The organism is Planktothricoides raciborskii GIHE-MW2, from assembly GCF_040564635.1.
Lineage (GTDB): Bacteria > Cyanobacteriota > Cyanobacteriia > Cyanobacteriales > Laspinemataceae > Planktothricoides > Planktothricoides raciborskii.
In genome coordinates this window covers 5,716,685-5,741,306 of the sequence record NZ_CP159837.1, presented here as the reverse complement: position 1 = coordinate 5,741,306, position 24,622 = coordinate 5,716,685, and the positions used below count along the sequence as shown (strand labels likewise).

General features: G+C 42.3%; 16 protein-coding genes. 3 read left to right on the top strand and 13 right to left on the bottom strand.

What is annotated here, in order from left to right:
- Nucleotides 1-308: 308 nt before the first annotated feature.
- Together ABWT76_RS24545 and alr are read right to left on the bottom strand one after the other, a co-directional pair.
- A complete protein-coding gene (locus ABWT76_RS24545) occupies nucleotides 309-1,223 on the bottom strand; it encodes a mechanosensitive ion channel family protein (protein WP_231636508.1) in 915 nt (304 codons plus the stop codon).
- Between the two features lie 222 nt (nucleotides 1,224-1,445).
- The gene (gene alr, locus ABWT76_RS24540; RefSeq protein WP_054464097.1) at nucleotides 1,446-2,663 is read right to left on the bottom strand and encodes an alanine racemase; all 1,218 of its coding nucleotides are present in this window, start codon (nucleotides 2,661-2,663) and stop codon (nucleotides 1,446-1,448) included.
- Nucleotides 2,664-3,143: 480 nt separating this feature from the next.
- On the opposite strand from alr, the gene ABWT76_RS24535 reads away from it, so the two are divergent.
- Together ABWT76_RS24535 and ABWT76_RS24530 are read left to right on the top strand one after the other, a co-directional pair.
- Nucleotides 3,144-5,030: a diguanylate cyclase gene (locus tag ABWT76_RS24535; RefSeq protein WP_190878463.1), complete on the top strand. Its 1,887-nt coding sequence runs from the start codon at nucleotides 3,144-3,146 to the stop codon at nucleotides 5,028-5,030.
- A 175-nt stretch (nucleotides 5,031-5,205) separates the two neighbouring features.
- Nucleotides 5,206-8,298 carry an adenylate/guanylate cyclase domain-containing protein gene (locus tag ABWT76_RS24530; protein WP_082348681.1) on the top strand — a complete coding sequence of 1,031 codons (3,093 nt, stop codon included), beginning with the start codon at nucleotides 5,206-5,208 and terminating at the stop codon, nucleotides 8,296-8,298.
- A gap of 129 nt (nucleotides 8,299-8,427) precedes the next feature.
- Here the strand turns inward: ABWT76_RS24530 and ABWT76_RS24525 are convergent, their stop codons facing one another.
- From ABWT76_RS24525 to ABWT76_RS24500, 6 genes are all read right to left on the bottom strand, one after another.
- Nucleotides 8,428-8,643, bottom strand: a complete 216-nt coding sequence (locus tag ABWT76_RS24525) for a hypothetical protein (protein ID WP_054464100.1) — start codon at nucleotides 8,641-8,643, stop codon at nucleotides 8,428-8,430.
- A 23-nt stretch (nucleotides 8,644-8,666) separates the two neighbouring features.
- Nucleotides 8,667-8,804: a hypothetical protein gene (locus ABWT76_RS24520; RefSeq protein ID WP_156331433.1), complete on the bottom strand. Its 138-nt coding sequence runs from the start codon at nucleotides 8,802-8,804 to the stop codon at nucleotides 8,667-8,669.
- 96 nt (nucleotides 8,805-8,900) lie between these two features.
- Complete coding sequence (locus tag ABWT76_RS24515; protein ID WP_354635089.1) at nucleotides 8,901-11,564, bottom strand: CHAT domain-containing protein; 2,664 nt, start codon at nucleotides 11,562-11,564, stop codon at nucleotides 8,901-8,903.
- A 220-nt stretch (nucleotides 11,565-11,784) separates the two neighbouring features.
- Nucleotides 11,785-14,475 (bottom strand): S-layer family protein, encoded by a 2,691-nt coding sequence (locus tag ABWT76_RS24510; RefSeq protein ID WP_354635088.1) that lies wholly within the window; start codon nucleotides 14,473-14,475, stop codon nucleotides 11,785-11,787.
- A gap of 413 nt (nucleotides 14,476-14,888) precedes the next feature.
- Complete coding sequence (locus tag ABWT76_RS24505) at nucleotides 14,889-15,683, bottom strand: DUF928 domain-containing protein (RefSeq protein ID WP_190883147.1); 795 nt, start codon at nucleotides 15,681-15,683, stop codon at nucleotides 14,889-14,891.
- A 1,194-nt stretch (nucleotides 15,684-16,877) separates the two neighbouring features.
- Nucleotides 16,878-17,669, bottom strand: coding sequence for an isopentenyl phosphate kinase (locus tag ABWT76_RS24500; RefSeq protein WP_082348682.1), 792 nt, complete (start codon nucleotides 17,667-17,669; stop codon nucleotides 16,878-16,880).
- A gap of 278 nt (nucleotides 17,670-17,947) precedes the next feature.
- Between ABWT76_RS24500 and ABWT76_RS24495 the strand changes: the two genes are divergently transcribed.
- Complete coding sequence (locus ABWT76_RS24495) at nucleotides 17,948-18,091, top strand: hypothetical protein (protein WP_199317350.1); 144 nt, start codon at nucleotides 17,948-17,950, stop codon at nucleotides 18,089-18,091.
- Nucleotides 18,092-18,417: 326 nt separating this feature from the next.
- Here ABWT76_RS24495 and metH read toward each other — a convergent pair whose 3' ends face one another.
- From metH to ABWT76_RS24470, 5 genes are all read right to left on the bottom strand, one after another.
- Nucleotides 18,418-22,056 (bottom strand): methionine synthase, encoded by a 3,639-nt coding sequence (gene metH, locus ABWT76_RS24490; protein WP_354635087.1) that lies wholly within the window; start codon nucleotides 22,054-22,056, stop codon nucleotides 18,418-18,420.
- Between the two features lie 305 nt (nucleotides 22,057-22,361).
- Nucleotides 22,362-22,553 (bottom strand): hypothetical protein, encoded by a 192-nt coding sequence (locus ABWT76_RS24485; protein ID WP_354635086.1) that lies wholly within the window; start codon nucleotides 22,551-22,553, stop codon nucleotides 22,362-22,364.
- 3 nt (nucleotides 22,554-22,556) lie between these two features.
- Nucleotides 22,557-23,246, bottom strand: a complete 690-nt coding sequence (locus ABWT76_RS24480; RefSeq protein ID WP_354635085.1) for an ATP-binding protein — start codon at nucleotides 23,244-23,246, stop codon at nucleotides 22,557-22,559.
- A gap of 186 nt (nucleotides 23,247-23,432) precedes the next feature.
- On the bottom strand, nucleotides 23,433-23,897 hold the full coding sequence (locus ABWT76_RS24475; protein ID WP_354635083.1) for an AAA family ATPase: 465 nt from the start codon (nucleotides 23,895-23,897) through the stop codon (nucleotides 23,433-23,435).
- A 359-nt stretch (nucleotides 23,898-24,256) separates the two neighbouring features.
- Entirely contained in the window at nucleotides 24,257-24,622 is a 366-nt protein-coding gene (locus ABWT76_RS24470) for a hypothetical protein (RefSeq protein ID WP_354635082.1), read from the bottom strand.

Here is a 24,622-nt window from a genome sequence, read left to right as displayed (position 1 = left end):
ACCGACCTGGTTAGCGGGATTTTCTTGGTTTTTAATGATTCCCATCGATCATTGCTTACATAGTAAATCTCTGGTGACTTATGAGCGCATTGTGGGAAAAAATATCGGTTCAGATCATCTCCCTTTATCGGTCAAAATTGCGGTTCGTTATTAGTTGTTTTTAATGGTTTATTATGGTTTATTGTTGATTGCTTGTTTGTAATGTTATATCTACCCCCAAACAAACCATACCCGATCAAAAATTATCCCTATTATAACCAATTAAACCAATTAGAACGAGATCATGCTGAATTTTTGGTAATTTTATCTTAATCTGATGGCGCTTTGATATCATTAGCTTCCCAGGATTTTGCCGATCGCCACCACCATTCTTGAACCAATTTCTGCACATCCGATCGCACTTGTTCATAATATTGAGACTGACACCAAGGACGTAAAGATAATACGGTGCTTTTAGGAGAAATCGCCTTCACCAGACAGCTAGGGGCTGGTTCTTTCAGTACCAAAGGATGAGTTTTGATTAATTGTAATAACTCATAAATTGTGGTATCTAAAGAATATTTTTTTGCTTCATTTAAGCAGATTTCGCCCAAGTCTACGGTGACATCTACTCGACGAATTTTTAAAGTTGTCGTATTTTTTAAAGTGCCATTAAATAACTGGGCATTAGGCACCATAATTTTAATATAATCTGGGGTAATAATTGTAGTAGAAAAAATACCAATGGCATCTACTAAACCCGATACTCCAGCCGCTTCAATCAAATCACCAACTTCAAAAGGACGCAAAGTAATCAACATCACCCCAGCAGCAAAATGAGACAATGTATCCCGCCATGCTAACCCAATGGCTAAACCAGCAGCCCCCAAAACTGCCACCAGAGAAGTGGATTGAATTCCTAACGCATTCAAAGCGGCAATTACGCCAATAATTAAAGTAGAAGTTTCCGCCGCTTGAATTAAGAATTTGCGTAAGGTTGCCTCGGTTCGGCTGAGGGTTTTAGTCATCACTCGACTAACCAAACGAATGGCAAACCGAGTCAACACTAAAATAGCGATCGCCACCAAAAGTTTTGGCAGCAATAGCCAAATTTGCGTTAATACCTGATCGGAGATTAAAACGATTAATAGAGTGTGAAGCATCATACAGCAATTTTCTATTAAATAAACCACAATAATTTGTAGCGGCCCGCGCATTCCGGCAGTGTAGGGGCGAATGGCCATTCGCCCCTACGATGCTTAGAATATTAACTGTACGGGCGAATGGCCATATAGCCTGACGGATTATGCTCCGCAAGGACGCCCCTACCCTTGGGCGCAGGCCCGATCGTGGTTTAGTAATCTGAAAACCCCTGTAAAAATAGGGAATGGTAGGGGCACAATGCTTGCGCCCGCTTGCGCCCGCAACGGGTAGGGGCGATCGCGAATCGCTCCTATATATAGCTGTCACGATCGCGCTACTTTTTCCAGGGGTTCTAGCTGATCCACGGTGACTCTAGGCAGTCGATGTTTAAAACCACAGAGAATTTCCCAAGAAATCGTACCGATCGCGTTTGCCCAGTCATCGGCAGTAATTTCATAATCTCCGTCACTGCCCAACAGGGTGACAACTTCTCCCGCTTGTACATTGGGAACGCTACTGACATCAATCATCATCTGATCCATTGTAATGGCTCCCAACTGGCGCACCTGCTGACCTCGGATTAACACCTGCATTTTATTGGAAAGCAGACGGGGCACACCGTCCGCATAGCCAATACCAATCACCGCAATGCGTAAGGGGCGATCGGCAATAAACCTATAACCGTAACTGACCCCAGTCCCCGCTTCAATGGTTTTTACCTGGGTGACACGGGCTTTGATTTGCATCAGGGGTTTCAAATTGCAAGTATGGCGCAAATGGGGCGCCGGATATAATCCATAAAGTCCCAAACCCACTCGCACCATATCGTAATGTAATCCTGGATCTGTTAATGTCGCCGCTGAGTTGGCAAAATGCAGGCGGGGCATTTTAGGCTGGATCTGAGCAATAGTGCGAATGGCTTGTTGAAATCGGGCTTGTTGTTGCCGCATCACCGTTTGATCTAGGCTATCGGCCGTGGCTAAATGGGAATAGATGCTGGCAATGGTGAGATTGGGCAAACCCTGGATCAGTTTGACAAACTCTGCCGCTTGCTGCCAGGGTGCCCCTAGTCGGGACATTCCCGTGTCTAATTTAATATGTACCGGCACGACCCAATCGGTATCGCTCAAAATCTCAGAAAATACCAGGGCTTGCTGGGGCGTGCAAACTGTTGGTTGTAGCTGCCATTGGGCGATCGCGCAGATTTGCTCTGGGGTATAGGTGGCACCCAAAACCACGATCGGGGCGGTAATTCCCGCTTGCCGCAGTTCAATTCCTTCGGGAATAGTCGCCACCCCCAGCCAACTTGCCCCCGTTTTCAGTACCGTTTGGGCAACGCTGACCGCCCCATGACCATAAGCGTCTGCTTTCACCACTGCCATCAAATCCGTCTCCGATGAAATCAGCCGTTTAATCTCTCGGACATTATGGCTTAAAGCATTCAGGTCAACTTCTACCCAAGCACGTTGACGCAACCAGTCCACCGAATTCTTGCTCTCACTCCTTGATGGCACTCTGGGGGTTGGATCGGGGCTTAACATCTTTCATCACTCCTTGTTTTGGCTAATGTTGCCTAATTTTGTCACACCACTATTGAACTTGGGACGGCACTATTTATCCGGAAGTCCTTGACAAGTAGATTTTAAACAGAGATTTTAAGAGGCGATCGCCTCAAGTTACAATTTAATCTGACCGTTTACCATCTATTTATTTGCTATTCGTTATTACTTATTCGTTATTCAAAAGGCTATATTACCAATAAACAATACTTTATAAGTAATATAAATCATCCTCTAGTGGCTATTGTTGAGGCAAAATATCGGCAATAACTTCATTGAAAATCCCTCACAATTGCCCGTCAATCAACTCAACTTCATCACATTTATTTACCATTAATAATTATTTGCTAAAATTACTTGCTAAAATTACTTGCTAAAATTACTTGCTAAAATTACTTGCTAAATCACCAAGTATTGATCAATGATAAATTATTTACACAAGATAATGGATCTATTTTGATTATGTTAACTCTAATTGAACAAGTTATTTTGCAAAAACAATCGATTATTTATGTAGTAATTGACAAAAATTTTAAAATTGTTATGGCGTCAGATAATGTTAATAAATATACAGATGCTTCGGATGTTATTATAATTGGAAACGATATCAGAAATTATTTTCCCGAAATATTCGGCCTAGAAGCAAAATGCCTGGATCTGATAAATAATACCGATCAACATAGCTTTGAAATCGAAGGTATATCACGAGAAAAAAGCGATAAAAAACCTGTTTACTTTAACTTAAACATTGTCGGAATTGCTGAAAATGTAAATCCTGGTTTCATTGTCTTAATAATCAAAGATGTAACTAGGGAGTTTTCCCTCAAGCAGAAGTATGTACAATCGGTGAATAATTACTACCTATTCTTAAACAAAATAATGGAAACAAATGCTTATATTAATCGATTAATTGATTCAATGGCAGATAGTTTATTTGTTACGAGATTTTCGGGTAAAATTAAACAATTGAATCAGGCGGCGAAGCAGTTGTTTGGTTATGAGCAAGAGGAACTAATTGGCCAGCAAATTTCGCTGATTATTACCGATGAAATAGTTTTGAAAAAAATCAGTAAACAAAGCGATGAGTTAGATCCTAATTATCCCTGGGAAGACAAAAGTGGGAAATATCTAGAGGTAAATTGCCGGACTAAAAATGGCAAGGAAATTGTGGTGGCTTTTTCTTGTTCTATGTTTTCCACCGAGAGTGCTGAGTTACAAAATTATATTTACATTGGTCGAGATATCACCGATCGCCTGCGGATGGAAGCGGCACTGCAAAAAGCTAATGAAAATCTGACCGAATCAGTGCATCAATTACAAGAGCGTAACCAGGATATTACTCGATTAAGCAAATTGAGCTATCAACTTCAAGGGTGTTTTACTTTAGAGGAAGCAGAAAGAGCGATCGCGGCAATGGTGCCGCCAATATTTCCCGAAAGCATTGGGGCAATATTGACAACGCTCGACGATCAATCAGAGCCGAAACTGGTGACGACTTGGGGTGACTTACCTGCGAGCAACTGGCAAAACTTCTTGATATCTAATTGTCCGGCATGGACATCAGGACAACGCTATTTTATTTGTGATCATCAACTATGCTCATTTCGGCAAAATATCGGCCTAGATTCATCAAGGGATTCATCTTGCTGTATTCCCATGCTCGTGCAAGGACAAACCATCGGCTTATTATATTTGAGTTGGCCTGAATTAGAGCAAATCACTCAGGAAAAACAAGAATTAGCCATGACCGTGGCCGAACATATTGGGTTAGCTTTGATCAACTTAACCGTGCGAGAAACGTTAAAGAATCAAAGTATTCGCGACCCCCTGACCGGATTGTTTAATCGGCGTTATCTCCAAGAATCTGTGGAACAACAAATCCAGCGAGCGGCAGCACAACAACAATCGATGGGGATAATTATCTTGGATGTGGACTATTTTAAACGCTTTAATGATACTTTCGGACATCAGGCTGGGGATATCGTTTTGCAGGTGATCGGCCAATTATTAATCCGATCGATTGGCAATGGGGATCTGGCTTGTCGCTACGGGGGTGAAGAATTTCTGGTGGTATTACCAAATGCTGACTTGGAAGTGACTCAAGCCAAAGCCGAAACACTCCGGTCAGGGGTGAAGTTGCTCCGGTTAGAGGATAAAGGCCAATCTCTGGGATCAATTTCCGGCTCTTTTGGGGTGGCTTGCTTCCCGGAACATGGCCAGACCCTCCCGGATTTAGTGGCGGCAGCAGATGCGGCTTTGTATGAGGCGAAAAGGCTAGGGCGCGATCGCGTCGTCACAGCGGCGGATATCGCGATCGCCGATGGGAAATCCCATGATTTCGATCCCTGAGCAGATATTTGAGGTTGGGTGAGGAAAACCTAGGCAACCCTAAACACCGAGACTAAATTACCAAGGCAGGGTAAATCCGATTAAAATGTTCAAGCAGATAATCTGGAATCAAGCCTGGAATCAAGCAAAAATTCCCCCAAAGGTAATGGGTAAGTCCTGTAGAGCATAATAAGGAATGAACCGAACCAAATCTGATGTTCATCATCACGCTTGGGTACGCGGATATCAGGGGTCTGAGAAACTTGTTTATGGGAGCAATGTGGCAAGCGCAATGAATCCTTTTTTAAAAAAATTCTGCGCTGGGCGTGGTCTGGAGTACCTGAAGGTCGATGAGCATTGGCGAATCCAAGATTTTTCTCACGACGTTCAAAAGTTTGTGATTGCTCCAGAAACTCTCGCAGTGGGAAAAGATATCTATGAATTTTTACCGGAACTTTCCGACTGGAAAGACTCTTTAAGTGCTGTTTTAAGCGGGCAAACCGATCATTTTCAGTTAAGCAAGATTCATCGGGGGTCAAAAAACCAGCCTCCGGTTTATTTTGATTTGTGGGCGATCGCCAACGATAACGCTGCACCTACCGACTTGTCCACCCCGAATCAGCCCCATCAATTGATGATTTTCCTGGAAGATACCACCGCCTCTTTTATCTTAGAACAAAAATTAGCGAAACAGGACAAACAGGTTAATTTTTTACTCAACAAAATTCAAACGGATCACTTGTCCATCGATCAAATCATTGATTGGCTAGGATTTCCTTTATTTATTACTGATGACTCTGGGGATATTTTGAAAGCTAATTATGCGGCTGAAAAAATCTTAAAATATCATAGAAATGAACTAATTGCCATAAATATTAATGAAATTATTACTGATTTCAATATTTTAAGTTATATCAAAAACAACCATCTAGTTGCCGAAGATGATTGCCTAAAATATGTCGAAACCTTATGCAAGCAAAAAACAGGTGAAGAAATTTATCTAGCTTTTTCCGCCGTATTAATTCACTCAGAAATCCCAGAAATTAAATCAACTTATATTTATCTGGGTCGAGAAGTAGGCAATAGTAAACAAATGGAATTGGCGATTCGGCAAAATGAAGCTTACTATCGATTAATTACGGAAAACACTAATGATTTAATTTCTCGACAAACTCCAGAAGGCATTTATTTATTTGTTTCTGATTCTTGTCGCTCTTTATTAGGTTATGAACCAGAAGAAATGATTGGTTGTTTGGCGGATGAGTTTTTTCATCCAGAAGATAAAGTGCCAATATTTAACAGCAATAATCCCTTGGTACGTCACCGGATCCGTCGTCAGGATGGTGCTTATATTTGGGTGGAAACCAATCGCCGCTTAGTGCGGAATCCCCAAAATTCTAAAGAATTAGAAATTCTGGCAATTTCTAGAGATATTTCTGAATATATTAGCGCCGAAGCTAAGTTACAAGAACTGAATGAAACTTTAGAAACTAAAGTTGCTGAACGTACGGCGGCTTTGGAAGAAGTGAATATACAGTTTTTAGAGGAAATTGTAGAACGGAATCGAGTGGAAAAAACGCTCCGATCCAGCGAACAAAGATTGCGGCGGCAAAGTAATGCTTTATTAGAACTGACAAAACATCGCACCCGGACCGGGGGAGATTTACATTTAGCCATTCAGGAAATTAGCGAAGTGGCGGCTCGAACTTTGGAAGTGGAACGGGCGAGTGTCTGGCTATATAATGAGAAAAAAAGCGCGATTGTTTGTTTTGATTTGTATGAGCAAAGCAGCGATCGCCATGGTTCAGAAATGCCGATATCCGTCAGTGATTATCCCCAATATTTTCAAGCTTTAACCGCTGAACGCATCCTGGCAATAAGTCATGTGGAAACTGACCCTAGGGCTCAAGAATTGGCGGCTAATTATTTAGTACCTTTAGGGATTGTTTCTCTTTTGGATGCCCCAATTAGACTAGCAGGTAAGATTGTTGGGGTGATTTGTATTGAACATACCGGCAGTCCCCGGCAATGGGCTTTAGAAGAAGAAAATTTTGCCGCTTCTTTGGCGGATTTTGTGGCTTTAGCGATGGAAGAGTCGGAAAGAAAACGGGCTGAGGCTGAACTCCAAAAAGCTAATGAAGAGTTGGAAATGAGGGTAGAAGAACGCACCGCAGCTTTGCAAGCGTCTAATCATCAATTAAGAATTGAAATTCAAGAACGTCAGCAAGCTACGGAAGCTTTGCGAGTTGCGGAGGCGAAATATCGAAGTATTTTTGAGAATGTGACGGAGGGGATTTTTCAAACCAGTCCTGATGGACGTTTTCTTAGTGCTAATCCCGCATTAGCGAGAATTTTGGGCTATGGGACTCCGGAAGATTTGATGCAGCGGGTGACGGATATTCGCAATCAACTTTATATCGATCCAAAACGTCGCGATGATTTTATTCATGCGATCGCCAATTCTGGGGCTGTATCGGATTTTGAGTCTTTAGCTTATTCTACTGGGGGCAATGTAATTTGGATTTCTGAAAATGCTCGCGCCGTTTATGATGAACATGGTCAAATCCTTTATTATGAAGGTACGGTTCAAGACATTACTACCCGGAAAATTGTGGCGGAAGCCCTGCGTTATCAGCGGGAAGAATCGGAACAATTGCTGTTGAATATTTTGCCAAAACCGATCGCCGAACGGTTAAAACTGAATGAAAGTGTGATTGCGGATAGCTTTCCCGAAGTAACGGTGATGTTTGCGGATATTGTCGGTTTTACCCAGTTAAGTGCCCAAATTTCCGCGAAGCAATTAGTGGAATTGTTAAATAAAATTTTCTCCCTGTTCGATCAATTAGCGGATAAACATGGGTTGGAGAAAATTAAAACTATTGGGGATGCTTATATGGTGGTGGGAGGCTTGCCCACTCCTCGACAGGATCACGCGGAGGCGATCGCGGAAATGGCCCTGGATATGCAAGCGGCAGTAGTCCAGTTTAACCATGAGTTAAATATCCCCTGTCCGGAACCGTTGCGGATTCGCATTGGGATTAATTCTGGCCCCGTGGTGGCTGGGGTAATTGGCTTGAAAAAATTTATTTACGACCTGTGGGGAGATACGGTGAATACTGCCTCGCGCATGGAGTCTCAGGGCATTCCGGGCTGCATTCAAATCACCACCTCCACTTATCAGTTACTCAAAAACCAGGATAAATATCATTTTGAACAGCGCGGGCAGATCGAGGTTAAAGGTAAAGGTCTGATGACTACTTATATGCTAACCGCTAAAACTTCTATTTAACCGACCAAGTTAACTGACAAAAAACCTCGGTTGTCCCAAACCGAGGTTTTTTTGTATTTATCAAGTGACTTATCGAGTTATTTGGATTAATGTTTGGATTAATGTTTGGATTAATGTTTAGAACACGGTTTAGAGCACGGTAGAGAGTTCATCGACAATTTGCACTCGTCCCCGGTAGATAGAACCCAGGAGGCGATCAACGGAAAAGCGGTCTTCTTCGCTGATGGATTCATCTAAAATTGCGGCCATTAGTCCATAGCGGTCTGCTTTGGTGATTTTATGAGTGTCGCGGACAACGGCAAGTAGTTCAGAAATGGCTCCGGGGATCAGTTTAATGGGGAACATGGGACGTTTTTTTAACTCGATACTTATATCATCTCCCCATTACCCAGATTAACCTGCGATAGCGCATCCGCGCCGCGAGAGCGATCGCACCTGTCAAGCACTGGTGATTTTTTCCCTGCGATCGCGTGATTTCCGTTATCCCTGATGATGATTTTGGTCACAGTCAATGATCCTTATTGGTTATTCCGGTGAATTGATCGATAACCAATCACCAACCAATCACCATAATTCGTAGCTTAACCGACTTATCCATGTCCCTATCGCCAATTGCCCACTAAAACATAAGGCGACCAAAAATAAGGAAATTTGTATCCATCTTGTTGTAAAAGACTTAACTGAGCCCGTCGCAGTGCTTCGGCTTTAGAAACGTTGGGATCGCGGGCTAATTCCTGATAGAATCTGACCATTAGCTGTGCCGTAGAATCATCGCTGACTTGCCACAATGTGGCCAAGGTACTGCGTGCCCCTGCCCTGACCACAACACCCGCTAATCCCAAGGCAGCGCGATCGTCTCCAGCGGCGGTTTCACAAGCACTGAAAACCAATAATTCAATCGGCCTCGATAATTCTGCTTCTTTTTTGCGGAGTAAATTATCTAAATCTTTGACATTAATTTTACCATCCCAGCTTAAAATAAAGGTATTTTTCGCTTGAGAACTAAATTGGCCGTGAGTAGCAATATGAACTACTGGAAAAGATAGTGAATTGATTTGCTCTTGTAAAGTAGCGCTAGTAAATTCCTCATTTAAGATAACCTGACTGGGAATTTCTGTGGTAATTTGCTGTATTTCCTTCTCTACATTCGGCAGCGCCGAGAACCCATGCCTTGCTGCTGATAAACCGGCGATTAGTAGTTGGAGATTTTCTCTAAATAACGGTTGAGATGGGAGGAGTTGCAGTCCAGGATTGAGGGCAATACTATAGGTTTCAATTAAATATTTATCTCCATCGTGCAAAGCCGCCATTGGAATATTTCGCAGGAGTCCATCGAGGATAAATACCAAAGTTTGCACCTGACTATTTTTTAAATCAGATTCAGCAGGCAAAATTAGCCAATTATATATTTGTTGAGCCGTTTCTAAACCTCGTTTATTGTTACCCGATTCTCGGGCGATATTTTGCCTTAATTTATTTATTTTTGATTCAACTTTTACCTGAGTTTGCATTGTATTGTAAAGACGTAATGGTGCGTTGGGTAAAGCTAAGATTACGGCAATTCTGTCCGGTAAAATAATCGGATAAATTACCGCAGCGGTGGGATCAAGTTGGTCAATTTGTACAGGGTTTGCGTCTAAACAAGCTTCTTGAAAAAAGTTGTCTAGTTCAGCGAGTTGTAGGTATTCGATCGCCTGTCTAGCGGCTCGTAAATTCTCTTGAGTCGCTTCTTCATTCGGAGCGGTTAATAAACTGACAAATTCCCGATAAACGGGTTCAATACTGTCCCGAAAAGAAAACTGAATATCCGGGTTATCGGGATTGATAGAAGCTAAATCTTTGCGTAGATATTGCAGGGTTTCCACGGCAACGGAATAAGCAGCGATCGCCTCTTTTCTATTTCCTTGGGCTTTCAACACTCTTCCTAACTGCCACTGCCATCGATAAGCAATTTCTGTGGCATTGATGGATTGGGCTAAAACTAAAGCTTTTTCGGTGATATTTTTGGCTTCTTCCGGTTGTTTTGTCAGTTCATATAATTTCCCTAAACTACCTAGGGCATAAGATTCAGTGCGGGGGTCATTTAACTTTTTGGCCTGTTGAACTGCGATCGCTAATTCCCTAGCCATCTTAGAAATTTGCGATCGCTCATTTAAGGATGAATCGCGATCGAAAGATAATCGCATTAAATTGTTAACCCAATTAATTCGAGCATTTACCGATTGACGACTAATGGGTAATTGCTCAAGTTGTTGTTGAATTAAGGGAACTAAAGATTGCGCTTCCTTGAGTTTTTCTGTATCAATTAGTAAACTAAGCTGGTTAAGCTGCGCTCGCAATCTCAAAGCGGGAGAATTAGATTGATCCGCTACTTTTTGATAGCCATTGAGAGCAATTTTGATTTCAGTATTGGCGGTTTTTTGGTCTCTGAATTCGAGGGCATTTTTGGCGATCGCTCTAGCTGTATTGGCTAAACTTAACTCAGCCTCTGCGATCGCCGATGATAACCTTAAATTTTGTGATATAGTTAAACTTTGCTGCAATAATTCCCGGGATTTGGCTAAATCCCCGGTAGCCCGTAAGACATTGCCTAGACTGCGTAATCCCGTGGCTTTAATTAAAGAGGCCGGTTCATTTTTTATGGCAATTTCTACCGCTTCCAAAGTTGTCCGCGATCGCCGATAAAGTCCTAAAGTTTGCATTGCCTGAGCTTGGTTAATTTTGGCGCCGATCGCTCCTGCGGTATCATTAATTTCGGCGTAAGTTTTTGCGGCATCCTGCCAACTACTTAAGGCTGCTTCCGTTTGACCTGTCGCATATTGCAAATGACCTTGGGTATTGAACGCTTGCGCTAAAATCGATAATTCTGCGGCATTAAAATCAGTTTTTTCCGGGGTTTTAATCAGGGCAATACAAGAGGCGATCGCATTCGTCGCCTCTGGCCATTGTCCTAATTTTTGAGCGGCCAAAGATAAATAATTCAATGCCAACGCTTCATTTAATGAATCTCCTGCCCGATGAGATTCTGTCACCGCTTGTTGCCACACCGTTGCCGCTTGGGAAAATTGTTCCGCTTGGAAAAAATCCCGACCTTCTTGCAACCGTTGTTGATAATTATAATTCTGGGGAGTTTGGGCAAGGGCTGTTATATCTTTGGTGTCATCGCTATTTGATTTTAAAATAGCGATCGGATTTGGCAGAATCGGCATCATAGCGATCGCCATTCCCACCCCAAGGCTAAAAAAGAATTTTGGATAATTTTTCATTGATATTCCCCTAGGAATGATGGTGATAATATTAAGTGCGATCGGACAGAAACCGGGTTTCTAGCAAAATTGTTGGGAATAGACGCAAAAATCATCGCAGAAACCCGGTTTCTTTCATTCGGATATTAATAGGACTTACGGAACGAATCTATATATGGCGTATTGGTGCGTTACTGCTCGGAACAACACCCTACGGATAGCGTTCATGCGTAATTCCTGATTAATTCACAAGACAGCCCTCCTGGGGTCTTAGATTAAGATTATTCGGCGTTGCCGTCGGCGTTTTAGCCACCAACTCCATATTTCCATTAGCATTAATCGTCCATCCTTGGGCTTCCACCAGTGGCAGATTTGACTGTGCAGAAATCACCGGATTTGGGATTTTTTCCCAAGAGAAAAACTCTCCCAGGGGTCTTAAATCAATCCAAGTGGCCTCATCATTCATCGCATCAATTGGATTTGGTGGTATCCCCCCCTTGCCGGTGACAATAAACTCGCTTTGTTGCTCACCGGGACGGCAGCTAGAATCGATTTGTTTGGTGGCATCCACAATATTTTCCGGTAACTGGATTAACCCAGAAGTCACATCAATTTCTGTATTAATTTCCACGATGCCACTAAATTCCGCACCTAGTGCTGATGTAGCAGTAATGTCACTTTTGGGGGTTGGTTCATCCCGAAACGCTGTGCCAAAAATCCCATTTGCATCGATCATCACACGACCGCCAAAACTTTGTGCGGCATTGGCATTAATATCACTATTTTCTAAAGCCACTAAGTTGTCCGTATTGATGGTAATATTCCCACCAGTTGCTAGGCCGGTGGCTTCGGTGATCATGGTACTACCCCGACGTAATTCAATATTTGATGCGTTAACAGTAATATTCCCCTGGTCTCCAGAGGCTGCCTTTGCCGTAATAATTCCCTCGTTATCCAATAAAACAGAATTTGCTTGAATCTCAATACTACCCGCTGGCCCTTGTCCTGGAGGAGTTAGGTTACGACTGTGGAAATTACTCGCGCTGACGGTAGCACCATCCCGGATCGTCAGTCGATCGGTAATAATATTCACATCGCCGCCCGCTCCTGTCCCAGTGCCATTTTCCGTCCCATCTATGGCACTGGCCAATAACCCAGTGCGACGGCTTTCAGTCTGACCAATTAGCTCTATGGTTTCGGCTGTGATGCTTAATTGACCAGCATTCCCCGCCGCAAAAGTAATAGCGCTGATCTGAGATCCATCAGCGAGGGCTAACTGACCTGTTTTTATGGTCAAGTTGCCTGCATTGCCTTGTGTATAAGTATAAGCAGTAATTGTAGCCCTATCAGAGAGAGTTAACTGACCTGTTTTTATCGTCAAGTTGCCTGCATTGCCTTGTTTATTAGTATAAGCAGTAATTGTAGCCCTATCAGAGAGAGTTAACTGGCCTGTTTCTATCAATAGGTTTCCTCCATTTCCCATAGTTCCTGATTCCACGGAAGTCGCCAATCTGCTACCGGATTTATAGGCAGCATTCAACCCGCTTAAAGTGACTGATTCACTAGCGCGAATCGTCAAATCCCCTGCATTGCCTTGTCCGTAGGTTGCTGTAGAGATAAAAGCTCCATCATAGAGATTTAATTTTGTCGTTTCCAGAGTCAAATTGCCTGCATTCCCAGTGGCTTGTCGATAAACTGCCATCTGCAAGCGGCTACCCCTGCCATTGCTATCTAACCCACTGAAAGTCACTGAATCCGCAGCCCGAATACTCAAATCTCCCCCATTTCCCTGTCCTAAAGTTGAGGTGGTGATAGCGGCTCCATCAGAGAGAGTTAAATTATTGCTTTCCAGGATAACTGTGCCTGCATTGTTGCTGCCGTTGACATCAACCCCAGTGCCGACAAGACTCGCAAAACCCAAGGGGTTAGAACCGTTTAATTGTATGCTCTCGGTGGTGCGAACCGTCAGATTTTGACCAGGTTGGTTTCCTTCTGTGAAAGAAAGAATCGCTGACCCGTCCCTTAACCAGAGATTTCGCCCTTGAATTTGGATCCGACCGCCACCAGATCCCGAAGCATCTAACGAGGCAGCAGCATTGAGGTAAATATCTCGGAAATCGGTGACTTCTGAATATCCTAAGTCCCAGCCATTGTCTGTGGCATTTAAGCCAACGGTTTGACGATCTCCAATCCCACCGAGTTCAATTCTTCCCCCTTTTGACGTGAGGTTTCCTCCGTTTAGCTCAATGTCAGCACTGACTAAAGCTAAGGTTTTATCTTGTACTTCTAAGCCTATAGGACGATTGTTTCTGAGGATTAATCCGGTATTTGGGTCAACAGAGAGATTATTTCCAGAACCTTGGACAATAATTTTGCCCGGATTGACTCCCATTTGTAAGCCAACGGGAAGGGTGACAGTGAGTAAGGGTGTGGTGTCACTGGGTAGGCTACTGAAAGTCGCACCATCAGCAAAGTTAATTTGATGAGCAGTCGAAGCAAAAAATGAGCCGCCGATGTTTAATTGGGCATTTGGGCCAAAGACAATCCCGTTAGGATTTAGCAAAAATAAATTAGCGGTGCCATTGGCTCGAATTAACCCATCAATATGAGAAATCGAGTTGCCGGTCACTCGACTAAAGATATTTTGAATATCCAAAGCATTATTAAAAAATACTTCGCTACCAGTGGTCAGGGAAAAAGTTTCAAAGCTATGAAACAAGTTTCCCCCAGATTTGGTTCCTCCGTCAATCTGATTAATATTCCCCTGTGGGGTGACAAGGGAATTCACTGGAAGAGTTGCATCGGGGACGATTTGAGCTTTAGCTGCACAGGTTAAATCTATGAAAAATATCGATAAAATTAATATTGTCCTTTGAGTATTTAGGTGGATTTTTAATCGTAAATTTACGATTTTTTCTAGGTAATATTTCATTATACTTAAACCATCGATTGAGCAAACCAAATTTCAGAGAAGTTAAGGAATTTTCTATTTAGAAAACCAGAAATATCTGTAGGGGCCAAGCATGACCGCAGTAGGGGCGAATGGCCATATAGCCTGACGGCATGGGCTTCGCAAGGACGCCCCTACAATATTGTACGGGCGAAGCATTCCGGCAGAAGTTTGATGCTGAAAATATTAAATTAAATACCGGAATGCTTCGCCCCTACGGAATGCTTCGCCCTACCGTGGTTCAGTAGGGGCGAAACCGCTGTAAGTGATTTTGGCGATCGTTAACAATTAGCTTGTAATGAGAGCGCAATAGGGTGGGTAAAATTTTGCCCACCCTAACCAGAAGTAGCTCCTGATTTTTCCGTAAACACTGTTACGTTTTCAGATTAAGGAGTCTATTCTTCTGTTGATTCTTCTAATGAGATCGTCTCTATTGGTAAGGACACAAATTCTTGAAGTCCTGCGGAGTTTAAGAGATTTTGCCACTTTTCCGCAGCGATCGCATCATCAGAGTTTTCCTGCCGAAGTTGGGCTAAAATGGCGATCGCATCATACCAAATTCCCGTTTTTGCATATAAGCCCGATTGAGTCAGGGTATCTGCATTTTTCAGTTCATTCGCTAAAGCTGGATTAACTTCGATTCGTTGCGTCCAGGCATTGATATCAACATTCTTGCTTAAATTATCAGGATCGCACACGATAGAAAAATACCAGTGATAACTACGATTAACTTCAAGATTAATCGATTCAGGCAAGCGGATAACTAAGGTTTTCGCTTCCCCAGAAATGGGAAAGGTCTTTCTGTAGATATCCTCCTCATTTTCATCTTTTAAAACAAATTCTGCGGTTGATGCCGTCGTTTGAGGACTATAGATGAAAAATTGAGGAGAAGCGGAAACCGTCATTCCCGATCTTGGGGGATGATTCGGCAATTTAGGAGTTAATGGAGCCAGGGATGGTCCGATTAAATCCTGGTCTAACTCCTGGTCGGCTTCGCATCTTCCTCCTCGATTTTCTAGAGCAAATGGCTTAGATGTTTCAAATGCTTCTGGTGGCGGTGGTGCATAACCGTTTCCCTCGTGGCAACCAGGGAAATCTATGGGGCAGTCGTGGGCCAATAGATTCTCTTGTGGAGAAGGGTCGGGCGCAAATTTTACTGAGGTATTAGCTTCTCCGGGAAAAGGTCGCACAATTCCCGCAATTGCACTAATTGAAACAAGACAACTGAAAATGCTTAATTTCCATAAAACGCTCATAATTAGAAAATCCTACTAGGATATATTTAATATTGACAGACAATCACGATAGCCGAGAGCAGAAAGCCGCCTTTGCTATATCAGCCGTCATCATCTAAGCCTTCACCAGGGAATCAGACATTTATGTAAGTAGGCAAATTTTGGCCTAATTGCACGACTAATTACATAATTGAGAACATAATTTAGATGCAGCCATATGATTTTAAATCATAACAATAACCTGATTAATCATATAGCAATTTAGCTTGGGTTTTTCAGTCTGGGAGTTCAGTCATCAATCATCAACATTCATAAAAATGATCGGCCAATTTCGGCATTGGTGAATCCGGGCGCTGTTTTTGAGTCTTCTTCCCATTGTCCTCTATGAGTACCTCCCCCAAGTATAAGAGGAGTGCCGTCAAATCCTCTTCGTGGTGGTGTATATTTAGCCCGTTTATTTTCTTTTGGGGAAGGTTATTGGGCGAAGGTTACGGAATGATAGGCTAGTCTGAGAAATGGTCGGAGAGTTCCACTGATTCCACCAATCGTAAAAATAAAACCAACAATCGCTATTTTCCCGATTCTGCTCACAAATTTCATAGGTACTCCTATTTTGAGTTCCTGTAGGCACTAACCTAACACATAATATTGGGATCTGTCTAGTTCTGCAATAAAAATTAATCTATCAATGCACCCTTTAACCCTTAGCTTAGGTCAGCAAAACCCGATAAACCAGATCGACATTCACGGGGTGTTGGCGTTTTTTTTAGCAAATGCAGATAAATTATGTGCGACTTTTAGCTGGTAGATATTCGCGTTTTTTCGGCAATTAATACCGTTTACAATTAAAAAAGCATAGAATAGCGGGGCGGGGCGAAGCATTCCGGTATATAGGTTAATATTTTGATCATTGTAGGGGCGAATGGCCATTCGCCCTTGTACGGGCGAATGGCCATTCGCCCCTACGGAATGCTTTGCCTCTACTGTTGGATGAATTTTTGTAAATAGTATAAAATCCGGTAAATACCCCTATAAATGGATTTTGCAAAACTTTATAATTTGGCTAGAATATTATTATGTTTATTGCCAAATAAAATTGCTTTATTTAAACCGATCGCTCGTGGTTTCTGTTCTGTGACTTTTGCCAGTCTATTTCCGACTAATTAAAGTTCCTGGAGTCTTGTAAGCCAATAAAGTTGCCTCTATTTGTCCCACAACTTTACCGCTAAAAATTCTAACTTCTAAATCCGGTAATTCTTGAATTAATGCTAACATTTTTGCCACTTTGTCCGCCATACCCCCGGTGACATCAGTGCCATCAGACCCGCCTAATTCTGGCGCGATCGCATCAAAGTTGTCTGGGGTAATTTTCTCAATAATCTTGCCGGTGCGATCGTAAATACCCGCCACTTCTCCTAATAAAAAAATCCGCTGCGGCTTTAATTCTTTGGCTAAATAGGCAAATATTTTTTCTGTAGAAATAATCGTGCCTCCCAGCCGTGCATCCACTGCCACATCCCCATAAACCACGGGAATCAAGCGATGTTTTAATGCGGTGACAATTGGCACCGTTTGCATATGAATTATTTGGCCATTTTCACATAAAGTAGATGCCGAAGGCTGTACAGAAAAAATCGGTAAACGAAATTCTGATAAAGTCTCGATAACTAGATGATTTAATCGTCTAGCCATGACACTAACTTCGGCAAATCCCTGCCATTGTTCAGCGGTGACAACTCCATCGATTGTGCCATATTTTTTGGCTACAAAATGACCAAAAGACCCGCTACCATGCCCAATTAACCAGCGCCATTCCGGTTGTGTTCTTCTGACCTGGGCAATTTCTTGGGCAACTTGATAGATAATTTGGCGATGAAAGCTGCTAGGTTCTCGTTTGTCCGTAATCAGAGAACCACCCAATTTAATAAAAGTTAACATCATGGCAATTTTCTTAGATAAGCGATCGCTGACAAAAAAGAAACCGGGTTGCGAAAAAAAAACCGGGTTTCTGGGTTAACTTAATCAAAAAACTCGGTTTCTGGGTTAATTTTAGCATCATCGCCCACATCTTAGTTAAGAAACCGGTTTTCTTGGGACTTTGGTTTCTGACAGAAAAGGCGATCGCCACCTGATCGCCTGCCGACCGAAAAAGCAATCTCCGCCTAATTAATTTGAAAAATGCTATAATCTTAATAACTGTTTAGGAGAATTGAGTAATTATGACAGTTGAACAAATTGAAGCCGCTATTTTAAATCTTTCCGAAACAGATTTTGCTAAATTACGCAATTGGTTACTAGATTTAGATTACCAACAATGGGATCGACAATTAGAACAAGATATTCTGGATGGTAAAATGATTTAGCTAAAGAAGCCCTGGCTGACTTTGAAGCTGGAGACTATCAACAAATATAATGCGATATACCGAATCATCCTTCTCTACATTTTAAGAAAGTTAATCAATATTGGTCGGTTAGAGTGGGAAAATCCTATCGGGCTTTAGGGATAGAAGTTGAAAATGGGATTTTATGGTTTTGGATTGGGTCTCATGGTGAATATGATAGATTAATTGGCAAATAAGCGATCGCACTTCTCAAGAAAAGAAACCGGGTTTCTGGGTGTGGAAAAAGAAACCCGGTTTCTTGAAGAAACCGGGTTTCTGGGTTAACTTAGGGGTTTCTGGGTATTGATTTAAGCACTGAAATATTTCGCCACTGGGTGATAAGTAATAATCGCCGTAGTTGACTGTTCAGGATAAATTTGTTCGCTTTCGTCCATATACATATTAATGCGATCGCATCCTAGCAACTCTAGCTGCTTATATTGGTCTTGCATATTCGGACAAGCGGGATAACCAAAACTATACCGAGAACCGCGATAACGTTGTTGCAACATATCGCGAATATTGTCCGGTTCTTCTGATGCAAATCCTAACTCCCGACGAATTCGGGTATGAAGCCATTCCGCGATCGCCTCTGCGGTTTGGACGGCGATACCGTGGAAATACAAATAATCGGTATATTGATTAGAATCAAACAACTTCTTAGCGTATTCCGTGGCAATTTCGCCGACTGTCACCGCGTGCATGGGAAACACATCAATTTTACCTGTTTCTTTCGGGGCAAAGAAATCCGCAATACATAACCGTCGTCCTGACTTTTGCCGGGGAAACTCAAAGAAAGTAATCGGTTCTAGAGACTGAATATCTTGATTTTCGGCCACAGCTTGCGGGTCATATATATATAAAGTGTTGCCCTCTGCTTGACAGGGGAAATAGCCATAAATTGCCTGGGGATGCAGGATATTTTCCGCCACCACTCGCTGTTTCCATTCCGCTAAAATCGGATGGACGGTTTCCGCGAGAAACTGGTCATATTCTTCCCGTGATTGTTCTTTCGGTTTGCGGAATTGCCACTGCCCCACAAATAGGGCTTGTAAGTCCAAATGCCAAAAGATTTCTTCTAAAGGAATATCCGCCGGTTGCAATATTTTCGTACCCCAGAATGGTGGGGTGGGTCGTTCAATATCCACGGCAACGGCTTCCGAACGTCGCGTATCAATTTCTACGATTGTTTCTGCTTTTTGCTCTCCCTCTTTTTGACCGGGGCTAGAATTAGAAACCGGGTTTATATCAGGATTTTGGTTATTTGACAGAGATTCTGTTAATAAACCCGGTTTCTGAGTTTCTGATATTTCATCCAGGAAGCCTTGGATATCATCCCAGTTACCTGCTTTTTTCGCAGGCATTAATTTATCCATAAAATGCAAATCAGAAAAGGCATCTTTTCCGTAAATCACTTTACCTTTATAGGTATTTTGGCAATCTTGATGGACAAATTTCGGGGTTAAAGCTGCCCCTCCTAAAATCACGGGGACGGTAATGCCGCGTTCGTTGAAAGTTTCCAGGTTATCTTTCATAAAAGCGGTGGATTTTACCAGTAACCCACTCATGGCAATACAGTCAGCTTTATGCTTTTGGTAGGCTTCGATGATATTTTCTACCGGCTGTTTAATGCCCAGGTTAATCACCCGATAGCCGTTATTAGAGAGAATAATATCGACTAAGTTTTTGCCAATATCATGGACATCCCCTTTCACCGTGGCAATGACTAAAGTTCCTTTGGCATTATCCCCTGCTTCTTCTTTTTCCATGAAGGGTTGGAGATAGGCAACGGCGGCTTTCATGGTTTCCGCAGATTGCAATACAAAGGGCAATTGCATTTGCCCGGAACCAAACAGTTCGCCCACAACTTTCATCCCATCTAATAGATAGATATTGATGATATCTAAGGGAGGATATTTTTCTAAGGCTTGGGCTAGTACCTGTTCTAAACCAATCCGTTCGCCATCAATAATATGCTGGGTGAGACGTTGTTCTAAGGGCAAGTTTTCCGTGGCGCTGCGATCGCGCTTTGTGGTCTTCCCTTCAAATAATTTAGTCAGTTCTGCCAAGGGGTCATAAATGCAAACATCCCCATCAAATTTACGTTGGTCGTAAATTAATTGACGGCAAACTTCTTGATGTTCGGGGTCAATTTTTGCCAAAGGGAGAATCTTGCTGGCGCTAACAATCGCGCTATCTAAACCCACCTGCATCGCTTCATGCAAAAACACTGAATTCAGCACTTGGCGGGCTGCTGGATTCAAGCCAAAGGAAATATTAGAAACCCCTAATAAAACATGACAACCGGGCAATTCTTCGCGAATGCGCTTAATCGATTCAATGGTGGCTTGGCCATTTTTTCGGTCTTCTTCAATACCCGTAGAAATGGGTAAAGCCAGAGTATCAAAAAAGATTTCATGGGCGGGAATTCCATATTCAATGGCGGCATTATATGCCCGTTGCGCGATCGCAAATTTTTTATCGGCTGTGCGGGCCATACCCTCCTCATCAATGGTGCCCACCACCACCCCGGCGCCGTACTTTTTCGCCAGTTCTAATACTTGATAAAAACGCGGTTCGCCATCTTCATAGTTAGTGGAATTCAGCAAACATTTGCCCCCTGCCACCTTTAAACCCGCCTCCATCTTTTCCCATTCTGTGGAGTCCAACATCAGGGGTAAAGTCACATTTGTGACTAACCGGGACACCAATTCATGCATATCCCGTACCCCATCCCGACCCACATAATCCACGTTCACATCGAGGACATGGGCTCCTTCTTTTACTTGGGATTTTGCCAAAGCAACCAACCCATCCCAGTCTTCATTATTCAGCATGGTTCGGCATTGCTTAGACCCACTAGCATTTAAGCGTTCGCCAACAATTAAAAATGAATTATCTTGTTGATACGGTTGGGTACTATATATAGATGCGGCAGCGGGAATATAGTTGAGAATATCCCGGTCTTGTTCATTTTGCAAATGATTGCGAACGGGGCGCGGTTTCGGTTTCAAAGTTTGGACAACTTCTGCTAATGCGCCAATATGTTCTGGTCGGGTTCCGCAACAGCCGCCAATAATTTGTACGCCCAAATCTTCCACAAAGTGCATTAAAGCCATGCGGAATTCCATCGGGGTTAATTTGTAATGGGCTTGACCGCCAACATTTTCCGGCAAACCGGCGTTAGGAATACAAGAAACAATAAATGGTGACTGTTCGCAAAGATAGCGGATATGGTCTTTCATTAAATCCGGCCCGGTGGCGCAATTTAGACCGAGGATATCAATGGGATAGGGTTCTAAAATTGACAAAGCGGCGTTAATTTCCGACCCTACTAACATGGTGCCCATTTGTTCCATTGTTACGGAAACCATAATCGGACGGCGATCGCCTTTTTTGGCAAAAACCGCCTCAATACCATTCAGGGCTGCCTTAATTTGCAACACATCTTGGCAAGTTTCCACTAAAAATAGGTCTACTCCCCCGTCATAAAGTCCTTCCGCTTGTTCGACGAAAGCGTGATACAGGGTGTCAAAATCAATATGTCCCAGGGTGGGCAATTTCGTCCCCGGCCCCATTGAACCCGCCACAAACCGGGGTTTTTCCGGGGTGGAGAACTCAGCGGTCACGGATTTTGCTAATTCCGCCGCCGTTTTGTTCAGTTCATAAGCTTTGTCTGCTAAGTCATACTCAGCCAAAACTATAGAAGTGCCGCCAAAGGTGTCCGTTTCGATTACGTCAGCCCCCGCAGCCAAAAAACTGCGATGGACTTTTGCCACCGCTTCCGGTTTGGTGTAAACCAGGTATTCGTTACAACCTTCATACTCCGGCCCGCCAAAGTCCGCAGCGGTCAGGTTTTGGACTTGCAGGTTGGTGCCCATTGCGCCATCAAAGACAATTACTGGGCGATCGGGGCTGTGGAGACGTTCCAGGAAGGGGCTTTTCATTCGTGTTCTCCCAAAAATCTTTATCCTTAAGGATTTTCTCATTATTCGCTATTCTATTTTGCCTTGTTTTCGGGTGCAGGCACCAGAAACCGGGTTTCTTGATGAACCTGGGATATTTTCCCCCAATTTGCGTAGAAACCCGGTTTCTTGTCTCCTTCAGGGCACAGAGTTACACGGAGGGGAGAGATAGGGGTGCGCGATCGGCTTTTCCCAGTCGAAATAGGTCTTTAAAGCGACCATGAATTTAACTGCCTGAAATTGAGAAAATTCCAGTAACATCAAAATTAGTTTAACTCTGAATTAGTTTAACTCTGACTGTTTAAGTATTTGACTAACTCGTGAACTTGTGTTGATGGGTTATCCTGTCCAGTTTTAGTCAGCTTTTCGGCTCGCTGGATGGCTGTTGTTTGGTAATCTTTTAACGGTTGATATAATGACAGATTTTTTTGATAGCGATCGCCCTTTTTCAGGATACCGGATTTTTTTGATTCCCTCAATACTCAATAAATACTCAATCCACTAATAAAAGGAATGGCTCCATATCTACCTAACAGATAACCTCGCTGCAATGATTCATCTTCCCTAGGGCGAAATTCCAGCAAAGAATATAACTTGGTTTGACTGTGATTTTTTTCCGTAAACCAAATCTGATCCGCACGAAATATCTCTCTATCTAACAGAGTAGTATCGTGAGTGGTAAAAATTAACTGGGCATGATTTTTGTTAATTTCTGGATTATTAAACATTCTGACTAACTCCCTAGCCAGAATTGGGTGCATACTGCGATCGAGTTCATCTATGATGATAATTTTTCCTTCGATTAAAACTTCTAGCACAAACCCAGCTATTTCAAATAAACGCTGAGTTCCTTCTGATTCTTGTTCTAATTGTAATTCTCTAAAATCATTTTCAGCATTTTCTAATTTATGCATGAGAAAAATTTTTTCTGTTTGATCTAGTTTGAATAATTGGTATAGGTCTTCAACGACTGGTTCATTAGATTCTTGTTGAAAAACTTTTTCTGATAAAAATGAAGGTATGGCATCTAGCAAATTTTGTTGATTATTTGGTAAGGCTTCAGTTTTAACCGCGATGTCATAAATATCAAAATCTGCTTGTCTAAGTATGGTGACAATAAAGTTTTTTAATTGGGGATTTGTTTCACATAGTTGGGCTGTATATACTCGCAAAAATATATTTTCACAATTAATAATTTTTATATCATCTAAAAACCAGCTAAATATCTCTGTAAGTTCAGGGTGATTATTCTGAGCAGCATGGGAGAGAAATAAAGAATTTGGCCGCACCAATTGTTGAATGCGCTTTTTTTCTCCTTTTAATGAGGGAAACGACCATTCATAACCATGATTTTCTGGTTATAAATCAGGATTTTCTGGATTATATCGACGAGAAAACCAGGTTTGCGCCCTTCCTTTGGGATAAGCGAGTAACCACTCTTCATATACCCGCTTCTGGTCTAAAGATATTCCATAAGCATAACGAATGTTATCCTGAATAAAAATAACTTCAAAACCAGTGGGTTTTTGCTCATAAGCAGTATCAAATAAAAAGGGTTGAACAGGAAAGCGATCGCCCACTTGCATTCGACTAGCAGAATTAAGCACAATTCTCTGAAAAGTTTGAATAGCTTGCACTAAATTACTCTTACCGGAAGCATTTGGTCCGTAAATCGCTGTACTTGTCAATAATCGAATTTTTTTACTATTAGGCATCGGAAAACTATTACTTGCCAGCAAAGTTTCTTCTGTAGATGCCACCATGCTTAAAGTTTGTTTTTCCTTAATTGACCGATAATTTTCCACGCTGAACTCTACAAGCATAATTAAAACCTCAATTAGCTTTTGGCATTATAATATCAGGTTTAACAGGTTTTAATTCAGGAAAATAGCAACCGGGTTTCTTCTGTGTCCAGAAACCGGGTTTCTTTAAGAAACCCGGTTTCTTGTCTCTCTGTCCCTCGGTGTCAAAGAAAACCTATTCCAATTTACCGATTAAGCGGTTAAACATCAAAGTGTTGGGAGAATAAATTTTTAACATATTTTCGGGGCGATCGCACGGTTGAGAGTTAGGCTTTTCGCGAGTTGAACGTTTGGCAATGTTAATATGTTTTAGACTAATAAAGCGATATTGATACCCGGTGAGAAAATTGGGCTGATGCCAAAATAGCTGACCAATTTTCTCACAATAAGCGATTAAGCATTCTGAACCCCTCAGTTGATTGATATATCACTTCCTTTTCAATCGCTTTTCCAGCTTTCATTTCAATCACAATAATAAATTTTCGTTGGTTATCTTCAGAAATAATTAAATAGTCAGCCCGTTTACATTCTCCCTGGGTTCCTTGAAAAAATTTGGTCGGGGCGGGAAACTCATCAGATTTAATCACAAGAGTATTTTTAGGAATATTTTTAATGGTGACTTCGTAGTTAACTCCATGAGTTTCTCTTAACTCTACTTGAAATTTACCATAGGCTTCAGTTAAGGGGACTTTGGCACTATCTTGAATCATTTGATCGAGAATTATCAGGTCTTCTGACTCATACAT